The organism is Mesorhizobium sp. WSM4983 (assembly GCF_029625765.1).
GTDB lineage: Bacteria > Pseudomonadota > Alphaproteobacteria > Rhizobiales > Rhizobiaceae > Mesorhizobium.
Genome location: NZ_JARTVM010000001.1, coordinates 258122 through 275313 on the forward strand (window position 1 = coordinate 258122; position 17192 = coordinate 275313).

The 17192-nt window shown below is 63.1% G+C and carries 22 protein-coding genes; 6 read left to right on the plus strand and 16 right to left on the minus strand.

Annotated features, from left to right (window positions below):
• From P9254_RS01385 to P9254_RS01400, 4 genes are all read right to left on the minus strand, one after another.
• Nucleotides 1-795, minus strand: a complete 795-nt coding sequence (locus P9254_RS01385) for a transglutaminase family protein (RefSeq protein ID WP_067319775.1) — start codon at nt 793-795, stop codon at nt 1-3.
• 20 nt (nt 796-815) lie between these two features.
• Nucleotides 816-1757, minus strand: coding sequence for an alpha-E domain-containing protein (locus tag P9254_RS01390; RefSeq protein ID WP_066992511.1), 942 nt, complete (start codon nt 1755-1757; stop codon nt 816-818).
• Between the two features lie 225 nt (nt 1758-1982).
• Complete coding sequence (locus tag P9254_RS01395) at nt 1983-3395, minus strand: circularly permuted type 2 ATP-grasp protein (protein ID WP_066992507.1); 1413 nt, start codon at nt 3393-3395, stop codon at nt 1983-1985.
• A 168-nt stretch (nt 3396-3563) separates the two neighbouring features.
• Nucleotides 3564-3800 (minus strand): Lrp/AsnC ligand binding domain-containing protein, encoded by a 237-nt coding sequence (locus P9254_RS01400; RefSeq protein ID WP_066992504.1) that lies wholly within the window; start codon nt 3798-3800, stop codon nt 3564-3566.
• A gap of 278 nt (nt 3801-4078) precedes the next feature.
• Here P9254_RS01400 and P9254_RS01405 point away from each other — a divergent pair, with 278 nt between their 5' ends.
• Nucleotides 4079-4498, plus strand: a complete 420-nt coding sequence (locus tag P9254_RS01405; RefSeq protein WP_278054114.1) for a DUF4864 domain-containing protein — start codon at nt 4079-4081, stop codon at nt 4496-4498.
• 6 nt (nt 4499-4504) lie between these two features.
• On the opposite strand, the gene tgt is transcribed toward P9254_RS01405, so the two are convergent.
• The 7 genes from tgt to coaD form a co-directional block, all read right to left on the minus strand.
• Complete coding sequence (tgt, locus tag P9254_RS01410) at nt 4505-5635, minus strand: tRNA guanosine(34) transglycosylase Tgt (protein WP_278054113.1); 1131 nt, start codon at nt 5633-5635, stop codon at nt 4505-4507.
• The gene (locus P9254_RS01415; RefSeq protein ID WP_095780556.1) at nt 5628-5897 is read right to left on the minus strand and encodes a hypothetical protein; all 270 of its coding nucleotides are present in this window, start codon (nt 5895-5897) and stop codon (nt 5628-5630) included. The genes tgt and P9254_RS01415 overlap by 8 nt, the downstream gene beginning before the upstream one ends.
• Complete coding sequence (gene queA / locus P9254_RS01420) at nt 5887-6975, minus strand: tRNA preQ1(34) S-adenosylmethionine ribosyltransferase-isomerase QueA (RefSeq protein WP_278054112.1); 1089 nt, start codon at nt 6973-6975, stop codon at nt 5887-5889. The genes P9254_RS01415 and queA overlap by 11 nt, the downstream gene beginning before the upstream one ends.
• On the minus strand, nt 6975-7424 hold the full coding sequence (locus tag P9254_RS01425; RefSeq protein ID WP_066992491.1) for a DMT family transporter: 450 nt from the start codon (nt 7422-7424) through the stop codon (nt 6975-6977). Before P9254_RS01425 ends, queA begins: the two co-directional genes overlap by 1 nt.
• Nucleotides 7425-7435: 11 nt before the next feature.
• Nucleotides 7436-7948: a peptidylprolyl isomerase gene (locus P9254_RS01430; RefSeq protein ID WP_066992487.1), complete on the minus strand. Its 513-nt coding sequence runs from the start codon at nt 7946-7948 to the stop codon at nt 7436-7438.
• A gap of 29 nt (nt 7949-7977) precedes the next feature.
• Nucleotides 7978-8568 carry a peptidylprolyl isomerase gene (locus P9254_RS01435; RefSeq protein WP_442920288.1) on the minus strand — a complete coding sequence of 197 codons (591 nt, stop codon included), beginning with the start codon at nt 8566-8568 and terminating at the stop codon, nt 7978-7980.
• 74 nt (nt 8569-8642) lie between these two features.
• Nucleotides 8643-9143, minus strand: a complete 501-nt coding sequence (gene coaD, locus P9254_RS01440) for a pantetheine-phosphate adenylyltransferase (protein WP_095780560.1) — start codon at nt 9141-9143, stop codon at nt 8643-8645.
• Between the two features lie 193 nt (nt 9144-9336).
• Between coaD and P9254_RS01445 the strand changes: the two genes are divergently transcribed.
• Nucleotides 9337-9489: a hypothetical protein gene (locus P9254_RS01445; protein ID WP_082953674.1), complete on the plus strand. Its 153-nt coding sequence runs from the start codon at nt 9337-9339 to the stop codon at nt 9487-9489.
• 48 nt (nt 9490-9537) lie between these two features.
• Here P9254_RS01445 and gyrA read toward each other — a convergent pair whose 3' ends face one another.
• Nucleotides 9538-12333: a DNA gyrase subunit A gene (gene gyrA, locus P9254_RS01450; protein ID WP_067319763.1), complete on the minus strand. Its 2796-nt coding sequence runs from the start codon at nt 12331-12333 to the stop codon at nt 9538-9540.
• Between the two features lie 187 nt (nt 12334-12520).
• Nucleotides 12521-13357: a helix-turn-helix transcriptional regulator gene (locus tag P9254_RS01455; RefSeq protein WP_067319762.1), complete on the minus strand. Its 837-nt coding sequence runs from the start codon at nt 13355-13357 to the stop codon at nt 12521-12523.
• An 84-nt stretch (nt 13358-13441) separates the two neighbouring features.
• On the opposite strand from P9254_RS01455, the gene P9254_RS01460 reads away from it, so the two are divergent.
• The 3 genes from P9254_RS01460 (at nt 13442) to P9254_RS01470 (ending at nt 15102) form a co-directional block, all read left to right on the plus strand.
• Nucleotides 13442-14011, plus strand: a complete 570-nt coding sequence (locus tag P9254_RS01460; RefSeq protein WP_278054106.1) for a hypothetical protein — start codon at nt 13442-13444, stop codon at nt 14009-14011.
• Entirely contained in the window at nt 14004-14381 is a 378-nt protein-coding gene (locus tag P9254_RS01465) for a VOC family protein (protein WP_278054105.1), read from the plus strand. Before P9254_RS01460 ends, P9254_RS01465 begins: the two co-directional genes overlap by 8 nt.
• A gap of 91 nt (nt 14382-14472) precedes the next feature.
• Nucleotides 14473-15102 (plus strand): MarC family protein, encoded by a 630-nt coding sequence (locus P9254_RS01470; RefSeq protein WP_066992466.1) that lies wholly within the window; start codon nt 14473-14475, stop codon nt 15100-15102.
• 17 nt (nt 15103-15119) lie between these two features.
• On the opposite strand, the gene P9254_RS01475 is transcribed toward P9254_RS01470, so the two are convergent.
• The 3 genes from P9254_RS01475 to P9254_RS01485 all read right to left on the minus strand — a co-directional run bounded on the left by P9254_RS01475 (nt 15120) and on the right by P9254_RS01485 (nt 16601).
• Nucleotides 15120-15545 (minus strand): OsmC family protein, encoded by a 426-nt coding sequence (locus tag P9254_RS01475; protein WP_278054101.1) that lies wholly within the window; start codon nt 15543-15545, stop codon nt 15120-15122.
• 104 nt (nt 15546-15649) lie between these two features.
• Nucleotides 15650-16048, minus strand: coding sequence for a DUF2306 domain-containing protein (locus P9254_RS01480; RefSeq protein ID WP_278054099.1), 399 nt, complete (start codon nt 16046-16048; stop codon nt 15650-15652).
• A gap of 34 nt (nt 16049-16082) precedes the next feature.
• On the minus strand, nt 16083-16601 hold the full coding sequence (locus tag P9254_RS01485) for a single-stranded DNA-binding protein (protein ID WP_067319755.1): 519 nt from the start codon (nt 16599-16601) through the stop codon (nt 16083-16085).
• A 346-nt stretch (nt 16602-16947) separates the two neighbouring features.
• Between P9254_RS01485 and P9254_RS01490 the strand changes: the two genes are divergently transcribed.
• Nucleotides 16948-17175, plus strand: a complete 228-nt coding sequence (locus P9254_RS01490; protein WP_336619643.1) for a cupin domain-containing protein — start codon at nt 16948-16950, stop codon at nt 17173-17175.
• The last annotated feature ends 17 nt before the right edge of the window (nt 17176-17192 follow it).

A 17192-nucleotide genomic window follows, 5' to 3' on the forward strand; every position in this document is an offset into this window, starting at 1 on the left:
CTACTGCTCTACCGTGACGGTGACGGCAAGCTTCTCTTCCGCTTGCCCCAGCAGTATTCCCGACACAGGCGAGGCATCGCGATAGTCCCGACCCGTCGCTACTCTTACATAGCGTTCGTCGGGAGAGATACCGTTGGCGGGATCAAAGGCAACCCACCCCAGGCTCGGCACATGCGCTTCTGCCCAAGCATGGCTTGCCGCCTGCTCGACCGAGGCATCCATCATCAGATAGCCGCTGATATAGCGCGCGGGGAAGCCCATCACGCGCGCCACGGCGGTGAAGATGTGGCTGTGATCCTGGCAGACACCGGCCTTGAGCGTCAGCGCTTCTTCCGCCGGCGTCACGGCGCTGGTCGTCCCGGGCTTATAGGCGACGCGCTCCCGGATCGCGCCCATCAGCTTGTGCAGCCTGTCGATATCCGTCCCCTCCCCGACCGACGCGGCCAGGTCGCGAATGCCGTCGCCGACGGTCGTAAGCGGCGTTTGCTGGCTGAACAGCCAGAGCGGCGCGAAACCATGATGCGCACCGGACACACCGGCAGTGTCGCGCGTCGTCACCTCGCCCGCCGCCTCGACTATGATGGTGTGCTGGCCGCCCTCGGCGCTCACCAGCTGCGTGTCATTGCCGAAATGGTCCGTGAAGCGAACCTCCTCTCGCGCGCCGTCGATTTTGATCACCCAGGACGCAACCGTCTGAGTCGATCCGCTAACCGGCATCAGGCGCAGCCGCTGCAACAGGTACTGCACCGGTGCATCGTAGCGGTACTCGGTCCGGTGTGTGATCTTGAGCCGCATGGCGCCTGTCTCTCCAGCGCTCAGTAGAACCGGTAGTCCAGGGCGATCTCATCCCCCAGCCTGGTGTTGTCACGAATGAATTCCGCCAGGAACTCATGCAGGCCGTGGTCGAAAATATCCTTGATCGACCCCTTCTTCAGCATCGTCTGAATTTTCTCGGCGGTGGCGTGGCAGGCATGGCGCTCGCCATAGTCGTCGGCGAGGAATCTCAGATGCTCGCCCAGGAAGCGATAGCAGAAGGTCAGCGAGCGCGGCATACGGACATTGAGGATCAGATAGTCGGCGATGTTGGTCGGCTTGTAGTCCGCGTCATACACCCACCGATAGGAGCGGTGCGCCGACACCGAGCGCAAGATCGATTCCCATTGATAATTGTCGAGTGTCGAGCCCACCCAGGAGATCGACGGCAAGAGCACATAGTATTTCACGTCGAGGATGCGGGCCGTGTTGTCGGCGCGCTCCACATAGGTGCCGAGCTGCGAGAAGTCGAAGATCTCGTTGCGCAGCATCGTGCCGTAGAACGAGCCGCGGATCAGCGCCGTCTCGCGCTTGATCGCATCGAGCACCGTCGGCAGATCGCGCTCGTCGATCGGCCGTGCCAGCATCCGCTTCAGCGACATCCAGGCCTCGTTGATGCTCTCCCAGGTCTCGCGCGTCAGCGCCGTGCGCACCATGCGCGCATTGTTGCGCGCCGTCTCGATCGAGGCCATCGTGCTCGACGGGTTCGAAGTGTCGCGCAGCAGGAAATCCGAGACGTTGGCGACAGTGTAGTCCTGGTATTTCTGCGAGAAGGCCAGGTCGGAGCCGGCGCTGAGCAGCACGGAGTTCCATTCCTCCGACGCGTTCTGCGTCCGCGTCAGCGCCATGCGCAGGCCGGCATCGACCAAGCGCGCCATGTTTTCGGCCCGCTCTATATAGCGGTTCATCCAGTAGAGACCGTTGGCGGTGCGGCCGAGAAGCATGTCAGCTTGCTCCGGTGTCGAGCGAATAGCGAATAGTGAGTAGCGAGTAGCGAAAAAAAGATTTCATGATCTCTGTTGAAGGCTCCTGATCATCGATCGCAGCATTTTTCCGATTTCGTCAGCTTGGCCACCTTCCAAACAATTAGGTCCCTGTAAGAATTGATTGCGTCGGATCCCCCTCTTTCCCTATTCGCTATTCGCTATTCGCTACTCTCTATTCGCTCTTTAATCATCCAACACCCACGTATCCTTCGTCCCACCGCCTTGCGAGGAGTTGACCACAAGCGACCCCTCCTTGAGCGCGACGCGAGTCAGGCCGCCCGGGACGATCTGGATACGATCCGAAACCAGCACATAAGGCCTGAGATCGACATGGCGCGGCGACAGCCCCTTCTCGGTCAGGATCGGGCATGTCGACAGCGCGAGCGTCGGCTGGGCGATGTAGTTGCCGGGTTTGGCCTGCAGCTTCTTGGCGAACGCCTCGCATTCCTTCTTGGTCGCCGCGGGGCCGACCAGCATGCCGTAGCCGCCGGAGCCGTGCACTTCCTTGATGACAAGCTCGCCGATGTGCTCCAGCACATATTTCAGGCTGTCGGGTTCCGAGCAGCGCCAGGTCGGGATGTTGCCGAGGATCGCCTTGCGGCCTGTGTAGAACTCGACGATCTCGGGCATGTAGGAATAGATCGCCTTGTCGTCGGCGATGCCGGTGCCCGGCGCGTTAGCGATGGTGATGTTGCCGGCCCGATAGACATCCATGATGCCCGGCACGCCGAGCGCGGAATCCGGCCGGAAGGTCAGCGGATCGAGGAAGGCGTCGTCCACGCGCCGGTAAAGCACGTCGATCTGCTTGTAGCCCTCGGTGGTGCGCATCGTGACATGGCCGTCGACCACGCGCAGATCCTGTCCTTCGACCAGTTGCACGCCCATCTGGTCGGCGAGGAAGGCGTGCTCGAAATAGGCGGAGTTGTAGCTGCCCGGCGTCAGCACCGCGATGGTCGGCGCGCCCTTTGCGCTCTGCGGCCGCACCGCCGCCAGCGACTGGCGCAGCAGTTGCGGATAGTTCTCCACCGGCCGCACCTTGATCTGCTGGAACAGCTCCGGGAAGAGCTGCATCATCGTCTCGCGGTTCTCCAGCATGTAGGAGACGCCCGACGGCGTGCGGGCATTGTCCTCGAGCACGTAGAATTCATTCTCGCTGATGCGCACGATGTCGACGCCGATGATGTGGGTGTAGACGCCGGCCGGCGGTCTCACACCGATCATCTCCGGCAGGAACGCTTCATTCTTCGCCACCAGCTCCTTGGGAACGCGCCCGGCGCGCAGGATTTCCTGGCGGTGGTAGATATCGTCGAGAAAGGCGTTGAGCGCCTGCACGCGCTGCTCGATGCCCTGCGTCAGCCGGCGCCATTCCTGGCCGGAAATGATGCGCGGGACGATGTCGAAGGGGATCAGCCGTTCGGAAGCTTCCTGCTCGCCATAGACGGCGAAGGTGATGCCGGTCTTGCGGAAGACGCGTTCGGCGTCCTCCATTTTCTGGGTGAGCCTGGCCGGGTCCTGTTCCTTCAGCCAGCGATCATAAGCCTGGTATGGTCTTCTCAATCCGGAGACTTCCGGAAGCATTTCGTCGAACGCTGCCAATCGCGTACTCCCCTCTGAAGCCATTTCACTGGCCCGGCTGGAGAAAATCAAGCGCAATCGATGATTTGGGCGGCGCTGGCGGCCGTCCTATGCAAATTGCCTACGATTAGGGCAGCGGGAGCGACGCCGGGTCAGTTCATGCCCGGTGAGCGGGCATCAAACGGCAAATCAGAACGCCCGGAAAGTGACGATGGTGAAGGTGTCCTTGATTCCAGGCAGGATCTGCACCCGTTCATTGATGAAGTGGCCGATGTCTTCCTCGTCGTCGACATAGAATTTTGCGAGCAGGTCGTAATTGCCGGCGGTCGAATAGATTTCGGAGGCGATCTCGGCATCGGCGAGCGCGCTGGCGACCTCATAGGCTTTGCCCAGATCGCACTTTATCTGCACGAAAAATGCCTTCATTTCCCGGTCCTGCCAGTCTTCGCGAATGAGCGGCCCTTGTGGCAGACTGGCGACGGGCTTTCAAGCATCAGGCTGCACGCGCCTTGGCGGCCGCTTGCCGCAACTCCGCGATCGGCATGCCACACCGGCCCGGGGACGCCACCAAGGACAGTTCGGGAACACCTCAGGTCAGGTCCTAGCGGAGGCATCCATGCAGGCAAGAAATCTGCGAAACGGTGAAACCACGGCACGCCGGCCAGCGTATGATAGTTGTTCCACGCGAATTCTGGAGACAGGCCATGCGCCGCGTATTGTTCGCACTCGCTCTCGTTCCGATGGTTCTTGCATCCATGGCCTTCGCCGGTGACGCCGAGATCAAAGCGGCGCAAACAGTCATCGACAGCCAGCTCAAGGCCTTTCTCGCCGATGACGGCGCCACCGCCTACAGCTTCGCCGCGCCAAATGTGAAGCGGATCTTCCCGACCGTCGACACCTTCATGAACATGGTGACCAACGGCTATGCGCCGGTGCGCAGGCCGCAGAACTATTCCTTCGGCAAGGTGGAGCAGACCGGGCCGGCCTCGATCGTCCAGCAGGTGCTGATCGTCGGGCCCGATGGCAAGGACTATGAGTCGGTGTACACGCTCGAACAGCAGCCCGACGGCAGCTTTAAGATCACCGGCTGCAGCCTGCGCGCCGCGACTTCGGTGAGCACATAAAAGCGCTCATAGCGCCGGCAGATCGCCCCTCGCCCAGTATTCCGAAATCTCGGCAGCGCGCGTCTCGAAGGCTTTTGCCTCGATCGCGGCGCGGATGTCCTGCATCAGCTTCTGGTAGTAGGACAGGTTGTTCCAGGTGAGCAGCATTGCGCCGAGCGACTCCTGCGAGCGCACGAGATGATGGAGATAGGCGCGCGAATAGTCGCGCGCGGCCGGGCAGTCGCTTTCCTCGTCCAGCGGACGCGGATCGTCGGCATGGCGGGCGTTGCGCAGGTTGATCTTGCCGCGGCGCGTATAGGCCAGACCATGGCGGCCGGCGCGCGTCGGCATCACGCAGTCGAACATGTCGATGCCGCGTGCCACGGATTTCAAGATGTCGTCCGGGGTGCCGACACCCATCAGGTAGCGCGGCCTGTCGGCCGGCAGTTCCGGGCAGGTTATGTCCAGCATCTCCAGCATCACCGCCTGCGGCTCGCCGACCGCCAGCCCACCGACGGCATAGCCTTTGAGGTCCATAGCCGCCAGCGCCTGCGCCGAACGCACGCGCATCACAGCACTGTCGCCGCCCTGCACGATGCCGAACATCGCCTTGCCCGGCTGATCGCCGAACGCCGTCTTGCAGCGTTCGGCCCAGCGCAGCGACAGTTCCATGGCGCGCTCGATTTCCTTCGGCTTGGCGGGAAGCGCCGTACACTCGTCGAGCTGCATCTGGATATCGGAATCGAGCAGCCCCTGGATTTCGATCGACCGCTCCGGCGACATCTCGTAGCGCGCACCGTCGATATGCGAGCGGAAGGTGACGCCCGTTTCGCTAAGCTTCCTCAGCTTCGACAGCGACATTACCTGGAAGCCGCCGCTATCGGTCAGGATCGGGTGCGGCCAGCGCGCGAATTCATGCAGGCCGCCGAGCTTCGCCACGCGCTCGGCGCCTGGCCTGAGCATCAAATGATAGGTGTTGCCGAGGATGATGTCGGCGCCGACGCCGCGCACCTGATCCATATACATGGCCTTGACGGTGCCGCCGGTGCCGACCGGCATGAAGGCCGGCGTGCGGATCTCGCCGCGCGGCATGCTGATGAGGCCGCGCCGCGCATTACCGTCGGTGGCGAGCAGCTTGAAAGAGAAAGTCTCAGCCATCGAATTCCTTGTCGTGCACCGGGGCGCCGGGTGCCTGCTCGTCGAGCGACTGCCGGTAGCGGATGCAGCCGCGCATGAATTTCGGCCACGGCGGCACGGCGATCGCCGGCTCGGTCTTCTCCGGCAGCAGGTCCCAGAGGTCGGGATGATGCCAGCAGAGATCATGGCCGGTCGCATCGCGATGCGCGCGGATACCGGCGCGCAGCTTTGTCACTTCCGCGATGAGCGCCTCGCGGTCCATTCTCTCTAGATCATCGTCCATCGCTCGTCTCCGCTCGATAAAGCAGGCTGGAGTCCCCGTAGGAGTAGAACCTGTAGCGGCTCTCGATGGCATGCGCATAGGCCGAACGCATCGCGTCCAGTCCGCTGAAGGCCGAGACCAGCATGAACAGCGTCGAGCGCGGCAGATGGAAATTGGTCATCAACATGTCAGCTGTCTTGAAGCGGTAGCCGGGGGTGATGAAGATATCGGTCGGCCCGGACCAGGCCTCGATCCTGCCATCCTCAAGCGCAGCACTTTCCAGAAGGCGCAGCGAGGTCGTGCCGACGGCGACAAGCCGCCCTCCCCGCGCCCTTGCAGCGTTGAGCGCGTCTGCCGTTTCTTGGCTCACCAAGCCCGTTTCCGCGTGCATCTTATGGTCGGCGGTGTCGTCGGTCTTAACCGGCAAAAAAGTGCCGGCGCCGACATGCAGCGTGACGAAGCGCCGCTCGATGCCCTTGGCTTCCAGCGCTGCAAACAGCTCCGGCGTGAAATGCAGGCCGGCGGTGGGGGCCGCGACCGCGCCCTCTTCCCTGGCATAGATGGTCTGGTAGTCGCTGCGGTCGCGCTCGTCGTCATCTCGCCTCGAGGCGATGTATGGCGGCAATGGGATGTGGCCTACGGCGTGCATTGCCTCGTCGAGAAAGACGCCCGAGAGGTCGAAGCCGAGCAACACCTCGCCCGCCTCGCCTTTCTCGATCACCGTCGCGTCGAGCTGGCCGAGAAAGCAGGAATTCTGGTCGTGGCCGAAATGAATGCGGTCGCCGACGGCGATGCGCTTGCCGGGCCGCATGAAGGCCCGCCAGCGGTCCGGCGCGAGCCGCATATGCAGCGTGGCCTCGACCTGCGCCATCGCTTCGCCGCGCTTGCGGATGCCTTTCAGCTGGGCCGGAATGACCTTGGTATCGTTGAATACCAGCACGTCGCCTTCTCTCAGCAGCGACGGCAGATCGCTGACGGTGCGGTCGCGCAGCGTTTCGCCCGGTTTGACCACCAATAGCTTGGCGCTGTCACGCGGCTCCGCCGGGCGCAGCGCAATGCGCTCCTCCGGCAGGTCGAAGTCGAAAAGATCGACGCGCATCAGTAGAGCCGGATGAGCAGCGCTCCAACGAGCAGCAGCACGGCGCCGGCCACGCGGCCAAGCGAGACCTCGCGCACGGCAACACCAAGGAAGCCGGCCCGGTCGACCAGCATGCCGGCGATCAGTTGGCCGGCGACCAGGAAGGCCATCAGCGCCGCCGCGCCGATGCGCGGCGTAAGAATGGTGGAGAGCGTGACGTAGAATCCGCCGAGCATGCCGCCGGCGACGAACAGCCAGGGTGCCGGCGCCTTCCAGTCGAGCGAGAGGCCCTGCAGCTTCACCACGGCGATCGCGATGATACCGAGAACGACGGCGCCCGACAGGAACGAGAAAGCGGCGGCCGCGACCGGAAGGCCGAGGCCGCGCGCCAATTGCGAGTTGATCGGCGCCTGGATGGCGATGAAGGCGCCGGACAGGATGCCGAGCAGGGACCAGACTGCGCCCATCATCGTACTATGCCTTACTTGACGTCGGCCGCGACCTTCAGCGACACGATCTTGTCGGGATCCTGCACCGGCTCGCCGCGCTTGATCTTGTCGACATTCTCCATGCCTTCGATGACCTGGCCCCAGACCGTGTACTGGCGATTGAGGAAGGAGGCATCGTCGAAGCAGATGAAGAACTGCGAGTTCGCCGAGTTCGGGTTCTGCGCCCGCGCCATCGAGCAGGTGCCGCGGCCGTGATTGGCGTTGGAGAATTCGGCCTTGAGGTCCGGCTTGTCGGAGCCGCCCATGCCAGCGCGCGACGGGGCGAAGGTCGGCTTCGAGGAGTTGCCGAACTTGACGTCGCCGGTCTGCGCCATGAAGCCGTCGATGACACGGTGGAACACCACGCCGTCATAGGCGCCCTCGCGCGCCAATTCCTTGATGCGCGCGACGTGACCGGGCGCAAGGTCCGGATACATTTCGATGACGACCTCGCCCTTGGTCGTTTCCATGATGAGCGCGTTCTCGCGGTCCTTGATCTCAGCCATGTCAGAAAATCCTTTTGAAAATCGAGCAGTTACTTGCTGTCGGCAGCGATGCGGACTTTGATCATGCGGTCCGGGTCCTTGACCGTGCCGTTGTCCGCCTCATCGCCCTTCTTGATCTTGTCCACCAGATCCATGCCGCTCTCCACCTTGCCGACAATGGTGTACTGCCCGTCGAGGTTCGGCGCGGGCGCGAACATGATGAAGAACTGGGAATTGGCCGAGTTCGGGTCCTGTGAGCGGGCCATGCCGACCACGCCACGGGTGAATTGCTCGGTCTGCGAGAACTCGGCAGGCAGATCGGGAAGGTCGGATCCGCCCGTGCCGACAGCCTCGGGATTAAAACCCTTCTTCATGTTGCCGAACTTGACGTCGCCGGTCTGGGCCATGAAGCCGTCGATGACGCGATGGAAGGCGACATTGTCATAGGCGCCCTCGCGCACCAGCTTCTTGATCTGCGCCACATGCTTCGGCGCCAGATCGGGACGCAGCGCGATGGTCACGTCACCGTCCTTCAGCGTGATGATCATGGTGTTTTCCTTGTCGGCTGCCGAGGCCGGCAAGGACGCCGCCAAAACGCCGGCAAGCACGACAAGCAACGAAGCAAGCTTTTTCAGCTGCATGAGGTTCTCCGAAAGTCTTTGTTTGGGTGCATGTCGTTGCCCCAAAACCGGGATCCACCTTTGGGCGACATGCACTATTTCGCGAATTTGGCAGTGAGGGCGCCTGCGACCGCCGCCGGCACGAACGGGCGGATGTCGCCGCCCATCGACGCAATCTGGCGGACAAGTGTGGCGGTAATGGTGCGCACAGACGGGCTGGCCGGCAGGAAAACCGTCTGCAGCTCCGGCGCCATGGTCTCGTTCATGCCCGCCATCTGCATCTCATAGTCGAGATCGGTGCCGTCGCGCAGGCCGCGGATGATGATCGAGGCGCCATGCTTCCTGGCGGCGTCGATGACCAGCCCATCGAACGAGACGACCTTGATGCGGTCGCTGTCGCGGCCGAATTCCGCCTTGGTCGCGGCCTCGATCAGCTTCACGCGTTCCTCGAAGGAAAACAGCGGCGTCTTGCCGGGATGAATGCCGATTGCAGCGTAGACGGTGTCGGCCACGGCAAGCGAAGCCTTCAACACGTCGAGGTGACCATTGGTCAGCGGGTCGAAGGAGCCGGCGTAAAGGGCGGTGCGTTCGGTCATGGCAGGCTTCTAGCGAGCCTCTCCGACAAAGGCAAATCCCATTGCTGCGCCCGATCGTGAACCTTTTCACGGACGTCAACGACAGACGAATGCGACAATCACGAACGCTTCACGCAGCATTCACCAGCTTGCCGCTTCAGGAGATGAAACCAAAGCACCATCTTTATCGTTGTGATCGCAGGAGAACACGCAAATGCTGATCTACATGCTTGCCACTGCAATGACCATCGTGATGCTGATCGCCACCGCATTCGGGTTGCACCAGGAAGCGGCGCGGGTGCGCATCAAGACCAACACCAAGCGGCTCGATGGCTTCGTAGGCCGCAACCTGTACCACCGCCGCTAACTTCCAGCCATGATCGCACCGGCCAAGGGCCGGTGGCGCGCAGTAAGGCTATTCGGGATTTCCCTCGCCCGAATCTTCTGCAGTGTCGGCTTCACCCGAAGGCGCTTCCTCGGCTTCCTCGTCCGACTGCGGCTCCGAAATCCGCTCGACCGACACCACCTTCTCACCTTCGGCGGTGTTGAAGATGGTCACCCCCTTGGTGGCACGGCTGGCGAAGCGGATGCCATCGACGGGCACGCGGATGACGGTCCCGCCATCCGATACCAGCATGATCTGATCGTCGTTGCCGACCGGGAAGGTCGCGACCAGCCGGCCGATCTCGGCCACTTTCGAGACATCCGTGGCGCGGATGCCCTTGCCGCCGCGACCCGTCAGGCGGAAATCATAGGACGAGGAACGCTTGCCGTAGCCGTATTCGGTCACCGTCAGCACAAGCTGCTCGTGCATCTTGAGGAATTCGTAGCGCTCGTCGGAAAGCTCGGCTTCCTCGCCGATCTCCTCATTGGTCAGCGCGATCTCTTCCTCCTCGGCTGCACCGCCGGCGGCAAGCCGACGCTCGGATGCCGCACGCTTGAGATAGGCCGCGCGCTCAGCCGGTGAAGCATCTACATGTTCGATCACCGACATCGAGATCACGCGGTCGGTTTCGGCCATGGCGATGCCGCGCACGCCGACGGAATTGCGGCTCTGGAAGACGCGCACATCGGAGACCGAGAAGCGGATGCACTGGCCGGAATTCGCCGTCAGCAGCACGTCGTCATTGTCCGTGCAGGTCTCGACGCCGAGGATTTCGTCGCCTTCTTCCTCCAGCTTCATGGCGATCTTGCCGTTGCGGTTGACCTGGACGAAGTCGGACAGCTTGTTGCGTCGCACGGTGCCGCGCGTGGTTGCGAACATCACGTCGAGCTCGCCCCAGCTCGTCTCGTCCTCCGGCAGCGGCATGATGGTGGTGATGCGCTCGCCCTGCTCGAGCGGCAGCATGTTGATCAGCGCCTTGCCGCGCGACTGTGGGTTGCCGACCGGCAGCCGCCAGACCTTTTCCTTGTAGACGATGCCGCGCGAGGAGAAGAACAGCACCGGCGTATGCGTGTTGGCGACGAATAGCCGGGTGACGAAATCTTCTTCCTTGGTCGACATGCCGGAGCGGCCCTTGCCGCCGCGACGCTGCGCCCGGTAGAGCGACAGCGGCACGCGCTTGATGTAGCCGGAATGGCTGACCGTGACGACCATGTCCTCGCGCTGGATCAGGTCTTCGTCTTCCATGTCCGCCCCGCCCTCGGCGAGTTCCGTGCGGCGCGGCGTGCCGAACTCGTCGCGGACGGCGATCAGCTCGTCCTTGACGATCTGCTGGATGCGCGCGCGAGAAGACAGGATGTCAAGGTAATCAAGGATTTCAGCGCCGATCTTGTTCAACTCGTCGGCGATCTCGTCGCGGCCGAGCGCGGTCAGGCGCTGCAGGCGCAGGTCGAGGATGGCGCGGGCCTGCTCCTCGGATAGATTGTAGGTGCCGTCCTCGTTGATGCGGTGGCGCGGATCATCGATCAGCTGGATCAGCGGAGCGACGTCGTGCGATGGCCAGCGCCGTTCCATCAACTGCTCGCGCGCCGTCTGCGGATCTGGCGCGGTGCGGATCAGCTTGATCACCTCATCGATGTTGGCGACGGCGATAGCGAGACCGACCAGAACATGGGCGCGCTCGCGCGCCTTGCGCAGAAGATATTTCGTGCGCCGGCTGATAACCTCCTCGCGGAAGCCGACAAAGGCCTTCAGCATGTCGATCAGCGTCAGCACTTCCGGCTTGCCGCCGTTCAGCGCGACCATATTAGCGCCGAACGAGGTCTGCAGCGGCGTGAAGCGGTAAAGCTGGTTCAAAATGACGTCGGCGACCGCCTCGCGCTTGAGCTCGACGACGACACGGTAGCCCTGGCGGTCGCTCTCGTCGCGGATGTCGGAGATGCCCTCGATGCGCTTCTCGCGCACGAGTTCGGCCATCTTCTCGATCATCGCCGCCTTGTTCACCTGATAGGGAATCTCGGTGATGATGATCGATTCACGGTCGTTGCCGCGCGCCTCGATGTTGACGCGGCCGCGCATGACGATCGAGCCGCGGCCCGTCGAATAGGCATTGTAGATGCCGGAGCGGCCAAGCACGATGCCGCCGGTCGGGAAATCCGGACCGGGCACGATCTCCATCAGCGCAGGCAGGTCGATCGCCGGATTGTCGATGATGGCGATGGCGCCGTTGCAGACTTCGGCCAGATTGTGCGGCGGGATGTTGGTGGCCATGCCGACGGCGATGCCGCCCGAGCCGTTGACGAGCAGGTTCGGGAAGCGCGCCGGCAGCACCTTGGGCTCGGTGGCGGAGGCGTCGTAGGTGTCCTGGAAATCGACGGTTTCCTTGTCGATGTCCTCCAGCAGCTCATGCGCAACCTTGGTCAGCCGGGACTCGGTGTAGCGCATCGCCGCCGGCGGGTCGCCGTCGATCGAGCCGAAATTGCCCTGACCGTCGATCAGCGGCACGCGCAGCGACCAATCCTGGGCCATGCGCACCAGCGCGTCATAGATCGAGGCATCGCCATGCGGATGGTATTTACCCATCACGTCGGCGACCGGGCGCGCCGACTTCACATATTTGCGGTTCCAGTGATAGCCGCTCTCATGCGAGGCATAGAGGATGCGGCGGTGCACCGGCTTCAGGCCGTCGCGCACGTCGGGCAGCGCCCGACTGACGATCACGCTCATGGCGTAATCGAGATAGGAGCGCTGCATCTCCTCGATGATCGAAATCGGCTCGATGCCGGTGGGGCCGCCCTCCGGCCCGCGCGGTGTCTTCTGGTCGGTCAAATCAGGTCACAATCCAGTCGGGAATCACTCGCCGCTTATATAGGAAGCCGGGCTGAAACTCCAATGGCTACGACACTTTTCCAAAGACAATTTCGGCGGCAATTTCAAATGGATACCGCTGATTGCGACGATATGGCCAAAGCCACACTTTGAGCTCGCAGGCCAAGTCGATCCCGAACGGCCTTGGCTAATGCCCGCGTCTGCCCGCCCGTTTGCAGCGGTAGGCGCCGGGCGCTTCTCCCATCTCGCGCCGGAACCTCCGGTTGAAGGTCGAAAGGTCGTTGAAGCCGGCATCGAAAGCAATTGTCGAGATCGCTTCGTTCGACGCGCACAGCCGCACCGCGGCCCGATGCAGCCTGGTCCTCAGCAGGAACTGATAGGGCGTCATGCCGGCGACATGACGGAACGTGCGCAGGAAATGATACGGGCTGGTCGCCGTGCCGTCGGCGAGTTCGGTCAGCGAAAGCGGGCGATCGGCGTTGAGCTCGATCAAACGCACCGCCTCGGCTACGCGTTTCTGGTCGCGGGCGCTGGGTGTCCAGGCAACCTCGGACGAATTGGCCGCAGCCCCGACCACCGCGCAGGCAATGCGCAGACCGAGTTCCTCGAACGCCTCGCCGTCGCCCGTTTGCTGCGCCGCCTCCGCTTGCGCCAGCAACGGCGCCAGCACCGGCAAGGGCGGCAGGCGTGGGTCGGCAAAGCCGAGCCGGCTTGCGCCCGGCACATCGGCGACGACGCGCTCCATATAGGCCGGCGAAAAATGGAAGGAGAGGCAGCGGTCGCCGGCGCCGTGCTCGTGGCCGCACTCGTAGCAGGCGCCCGGATTGCCGAGCAGGATGGCGCCTGGAGCAAGCATTGCGGTGCCTTGGCGCGTCCGGTAGCGGAACGTGCCTCTGGTCACGGCGGCGAGGCAGAAACCGCGATGCTGTTCCTCAAACGGGCGGTCGCCGGCGCGAGCCGTGCAGATCACGTCGGATACCTGCCAGCCATGCCCTGAGGCCAGGTTTTTCTCAGTCGTCGCCATCGCGAAAAAATAGCAATTTTTCCCAGGCCCAGAACCCCGCCATGCCCCTATTGCTCGCCTCTCCTGACAAACGAGGCAGCAACCATGACCGATCCCTTTGCCGAAGCCCTGCACAGCGACGCTCCCAATCCGGATCTCGCCGAAAAGCTCAAACTCTACGGCCGCTTTATCGGCGCCTGGACCTTCGACGCCACGCGCACGCTGGAGGACGGCACCAGGCTCACTGGGCGCGGCGAGGTGCATTTCGGCTGGGTTCTGGAGGGCAAGGCGGTCCAGGACGTCTGGATTCTGCCGGCGCGGAATGCCGGGGTGCAAGCCTCTCTCGGGCCATGGACCTTCTACGGCACGACGTTGCGCGTCTACGACCCCGGCGCGGACGCCTGGCATATCTTCTGGAGCGATCCGCGCAACCAGTATTACAGCCGCCAGCTCGGCCGCGCCGAAGGCGACACAATCGTGCAGATCGGCGCCGACGGCATCGGCTCCTCGGTGCGCTGGAGCTTTTCGCACATCACCGAGAACGCCTTCCGCTGGCTTGGCGAGCGTTCGCATGACGGCGGCAAAACCTGGCGCAAGGAGGTCGAGTTCCTGGCGCGGCGCTCGACTCCAGCCCGGCCGATCAACCACCTTAATCATGGAGAAAAGGATGGTTGACCATATCTCGATCGGCGTCCGCGACTGCGACGCCTCGAAACGCTTCTACGACGCCGCTTTTGAGCCCCTCGGCTACTCGTGCCTCAGCCAGTCACCCGGCTCGCTCGGCTACGGCGCCAGGACCGTAGAACTCTGGGTCAATGAGGCCGGCCGGCCGGTCCCGGCCGACGCGGACTCCGGCCTGCACTTCTGCTTTGCCGCACCGACACGCGCCGGCGTCGACGCTTTCCATGCGGCGGCCTTGCTTGCGGGTGGCAAGGACAATGGCCGGCCCGGCCTGCGCGCCGCCTATGGCGACAACTACTACGCCGCCTTCGTAATCGACCCTGACGTCTACCGGCTCGAGGCTTATTGCAGCAAAGCTGAATAGCCGGCTGAAATCCTCCCGTCCTGTTCCCACCGCTCCCCCTTTGCTCTACGAATGCAGGGCTTGGGCTTCGCCAGGCGGGAGGGGACCAGCGATGCCGAGCTTCGACACCCTGTTCAACGCCTTCGTCACCATCCTGGTGACCATCGATCCGCCCGGGCTGGCACCGCTCTTCCTCGCCGTGACGCGTGGCATGAACCGGGACGAGCGCCAGCAGGTCTCGGTGCGAGCTTCGGTGATCGGCTTTCTGGTGATGGCGTTGTTCGCCGTCGCCGGCGCCTCGATCCTGTCGGTGTTCGGCATCACGCTGCCGGCCTTCCGCGTCGCCGGCGGCTTCCTGCTTTTCTTCATCGCCTTCGAAATGGTGTTCGAGCGCCGTCAGGACCGCAAGGAGAAGATCGGCGACGTCGCCATCACCAAGGACATGATCCACAACATCGCCGCCTTCCCGCTGGCGATCCCGCTGATCGCCGGTCCCGGCGCGATATCGGCGACAGTGCTGCTGTCAGGACACTTCGAGGGCTTTGCCGCGCAAGCGGCGCTGGTCGGCATCATCGCGATCTGTCTTGTGCTCACCTTTCTGGTGTTCGTGCTGGCAGAGCGCATCGACCGCATCCTCGGCCAGACCGGCCGCTCGATCCTGACGAGGCTGCTCGGCGTCATCCTGGCGGCGCTTGCGGTGCAGTTCGTCGCCGACGGCGTCAGGGCGCTGATGGCTGCCTGAGCAGCATCCCTACTGCCTTATTTCACTGCTGTATCGACCACCTCGAAATCATGCGTGACGGCCGCCGTCTTGGCCATCATCGCGGTGGCCGAGCAGTATTTCTCGATCGACAGATCGATCGCCCTTTTCACCTTGTCGCGCGACAGCGCGCGACCCTTGACGATGAAATGCATGTGGATGCGGGTGAAGACGCGCGGTTCCGTCTCGGCACGATCCGCGTCCAGCTCGACCACGCAGTCCTCGACCGCCTCGCGACCTTTTTCGAGGATATGGACCACGTCGTAGGCCGAGCAGCCGCCGGTGCCGATCAGCACCAGCTCCATTGGGCTCGGCCCTGGCGTCCGGCCTTCCGGCCCACGCGCCGTGCCCAGCACGACTTTGTGACCGCCGCCGGACTCGCCGACAAAGGTGCGTTCCTCAACCCATTTGACGCGTGCTTTCACGATGATCTTCCTTAGACGCTGCTTTGCAAGCGGACTATCGCCGCAACTATCAACTATAGGCAATTCCGGACGGAAAACCGCGACGCACTTTCGCTCGAAATTGTTTATTGGCCGAATACGACCGTGTGCATGATGCGGCCGGGCACCAACGTGAAGATGCCGGCGCCGATCAGCGCAAATAGGTAGAGCTTGATCATGGCGCTGCGATGCGCGGCCACTTTATGGGTGTGCGCATACCAGACCGCCAGCGGGGCGGTGACAACCACCAGGATCGACAGGATGTGGATCGGGCTGAACGGCCCGATCAGGCGTATCTGCTGGATCCAGAAGCTCGAGACGGCGACGACCAGCATCAGCGCGGCCCAGGCATAGCCCAAGACGCGGTGGCGTGTCGTGCCTTTCGGCAATGCCAGTTGCGGCCCGCCTATCGCTAGCGCGGCGAAGGCGGCGAACGCGTGCAATGGAATGGGAGGAGGCGCTGTCAGCAACGGTCCGAGCGACATCGCGCCTTCCCCTCAAACGACGATTGCGAGACCTTCAGAACGGAATCTCGTCATCCAGCTCGCGCGACGAACCACCGCCACCGCCCCTGGAACCGCCACCGCCGCCACGGCTGAAGCCTTCGTTCGGGCCCGACTGGCCGAAATCGGAACCCCGGCTGTTGCCGCCGCCGGCATAACTGCCGACCTGGCCGCCGCCTTCGCCGCGCGCGTCGAGCATCTGCAGCTCGCCACGGAATTTCTGCAGTACGACCTCGGTCGTGTAGCGATCGTTGCCGGTCTGGTCCTGCCATTTGCGCGTCTGCAGCTGGCCCTCGACATAGACCTTCATGCCCTTCTTCAAATACTGCTCCGCCACCTTGGCGAGCTGATCGTTGAAGATGACGACATTGTGCCACTCCGTCTTTTCCTTGCGCTCCCCGGAATTCTTGTCGCGCCAGCTTTCCGACGTGGCGATGCGGATGTTGACGACCGGGTCGCCCGAATTCAGGCGGCGGATTTCAGGGTCCGCCCCGAGATTGCCGACCAGAATGACCTTGTTGACGCTACCCGCCATCATACTTCTCCGCGCTCATCCGAAACAAATTTTAAGTCGCTCACCTTACAGCCTGCGGTTCGCCCATGCCCGCGAAGGCTGGCTTTTCCCACAAGGTTTTTGTTCTCTCTTCGTTCTAGTCTTGACCGCTGTTTCTGTCAAGGAATGTCAGCAACAGGTAGTATTCCTGGGCAGGAAACAAGGGGATATCGGAATGAACGTTGTTTCGCATGAGGATCAGCCGCGCGAAACGTGGCGCGCCGGGGTCGAAACCCGCATGCATGTTGCCGCCGCCAATGGCGCGGCGGGCCTTTGCATATTCGAGCAGTGGGTCGGACCGGGTAGCGGCGCACCAACGCATGCGCATATGGTCGAGGAAGTACTGACGGTGATTGCCGGCGAAGCCGAAATGTGGGTCGACGACCGACGGGCCGTGCTTGCCGCCGGGCAGTCCCTGATCATTCCCGCGCACCGCAAGCATGGCTTTCGAAACGTAGCTTCCGGCACGCTTCACATCCATGCCGTGCTCGCATCGCCAATCTTCGAGGCAAGCTTCGACGGAGCGGCGGAGCCGGTGAGACGCTGGACGGCCTAAAACGGCGCTTGCCAAAC

Bases quoted from the DNA above. Each gene is read 5' to 3' on its own strand.
- P9254_RS01425 (WP_066992491.1), bottom strand. From the start codon at position 7,424: ATGATGGGCGCAGTCTGGTCCCTGCTCGGCATCCTGTCCGGCGCCTTC.
- P9254_RS01400 (WP_066992504.1), bottom strand. From the start codon at position 3,800: ATGAAGGCATTTTTCGTGCAGATAAAGTGCGATCTGGGCAAAGCCTAT.
- coaD (WP_095780560.1), bottom strand. From the start codon at position 9,143: ATGACCGAACGCACCGCCCTTTACGCCGGCTCCTTCGACCCGCTGACC.
- P9254_RS01485 (WP_067319755.1), bottom strand. From the start codon at position 16,601: ATGGCGGGTAGCGTCAACAAGGTCATTCTGGTCGGCAATCTCGGGGCG.
- P9254_RS01470 (WP_066992466.1), top strand. From the start codon at position 14,473: ATGCCGAGCTTCGACACCCTGTTCAACGCCTTCGTCACCATCCTGGTG.
- P9254_RS01465 (WP_278054105.1), top strand. From the start codon at position 14,004: ATGGTTGACCATATCTCGATCGGCGTCCGCGACTGCGACGCCTCGAAA.
- queA (WP_278054112.1), bottom strand. From the start codon at position 6,975: ATGCGCGTCGATCTTTTCGACTTCGACCTGCCGGAGGAGCGCATTGCG.
- P9254_RS01445 (WP_082953674.1), top strand. From the start codon at position 9,337: ATGCTGATCTACATGCTTGCCACTGCAATGACCATCGTGATGCTGATC.
- P9254_RS01455 (WP_067319762.1), bottom strand. From the start codon at position 13,357: ATGGCGACGACTGAGAAAAACCTGGCCTCAGGGCATGGCTGGCAGGTA.
- P9254_RS01415 (WP_095780556.1), bottom strand. From the start codon at position 5,897: ATGGACGATGATCTAGAGAGAATGGACCGCGAGGCGCTCATCGCGGAA.
- P9254_RS01435 (WP_442920288.1), bottom strand. From the start codon at position 8,568: ATGCAGCTGAAAAAGCTTGCTTCGTTGCTTGTCGTGCTTGCCGGCGTT.
- P9254_RS01390 (WP_066992511.1), bottom strand. From the start codon at position 1,757: ATGCTTCTCGGCCGCACCGCCAACGGTCTCTACTGGATGAACCGCTAT.
- P9254_RS01490 (WP_336619643.1), top strand. From the start codon at position 16,948: ATGGTCGAGGAAGTACTGACGGTGATTGCCGGCGAAGCCGAAATGTGG.
- P9254_RS01405 (WP_278054114.1), top strand. From the start codon at position 4,079: ATGCGCCGCGTATTGTTCGCACTCGCTCTCGTTCCGATGGTTCTTGCA.
- P9254_RS01430 (WP_066992487.1), bottom strand. From the start codon at position 7,948: ATGGCTGAGATCAAGGACCGCGAGAACGCGCTCATCATGGAAACGACC.
- P9254_RS01480 (WP_278054099.1), bottom strand. From the start codon at position 16,048: ATGTCGCTCGGACCGTTGCTGACAGCGCCTCCTCCCATTCCATTGCAC.
- P9254_RS01460 (WP_278054106.1), top strand. From the start codon at position 13,442: ATGACCGATCCCTTTGCCGAAGCCCTGCACAGCGACGCTCCCAATCCG.
- P9254_RS01385 (WP_067319775.1), bottom strand. From the start codon at position 795: ATGCGGCTCAAGATCACACACCGGACCGAGTACCGCTACGATGCACCG.
- tgt (WP_278054113.1), bottom strand. From the start codon at position 5,635: ATGGCTGAGACTTTCTCTTTCAAGCTGCTCGCCACCGACGGTAATGCG.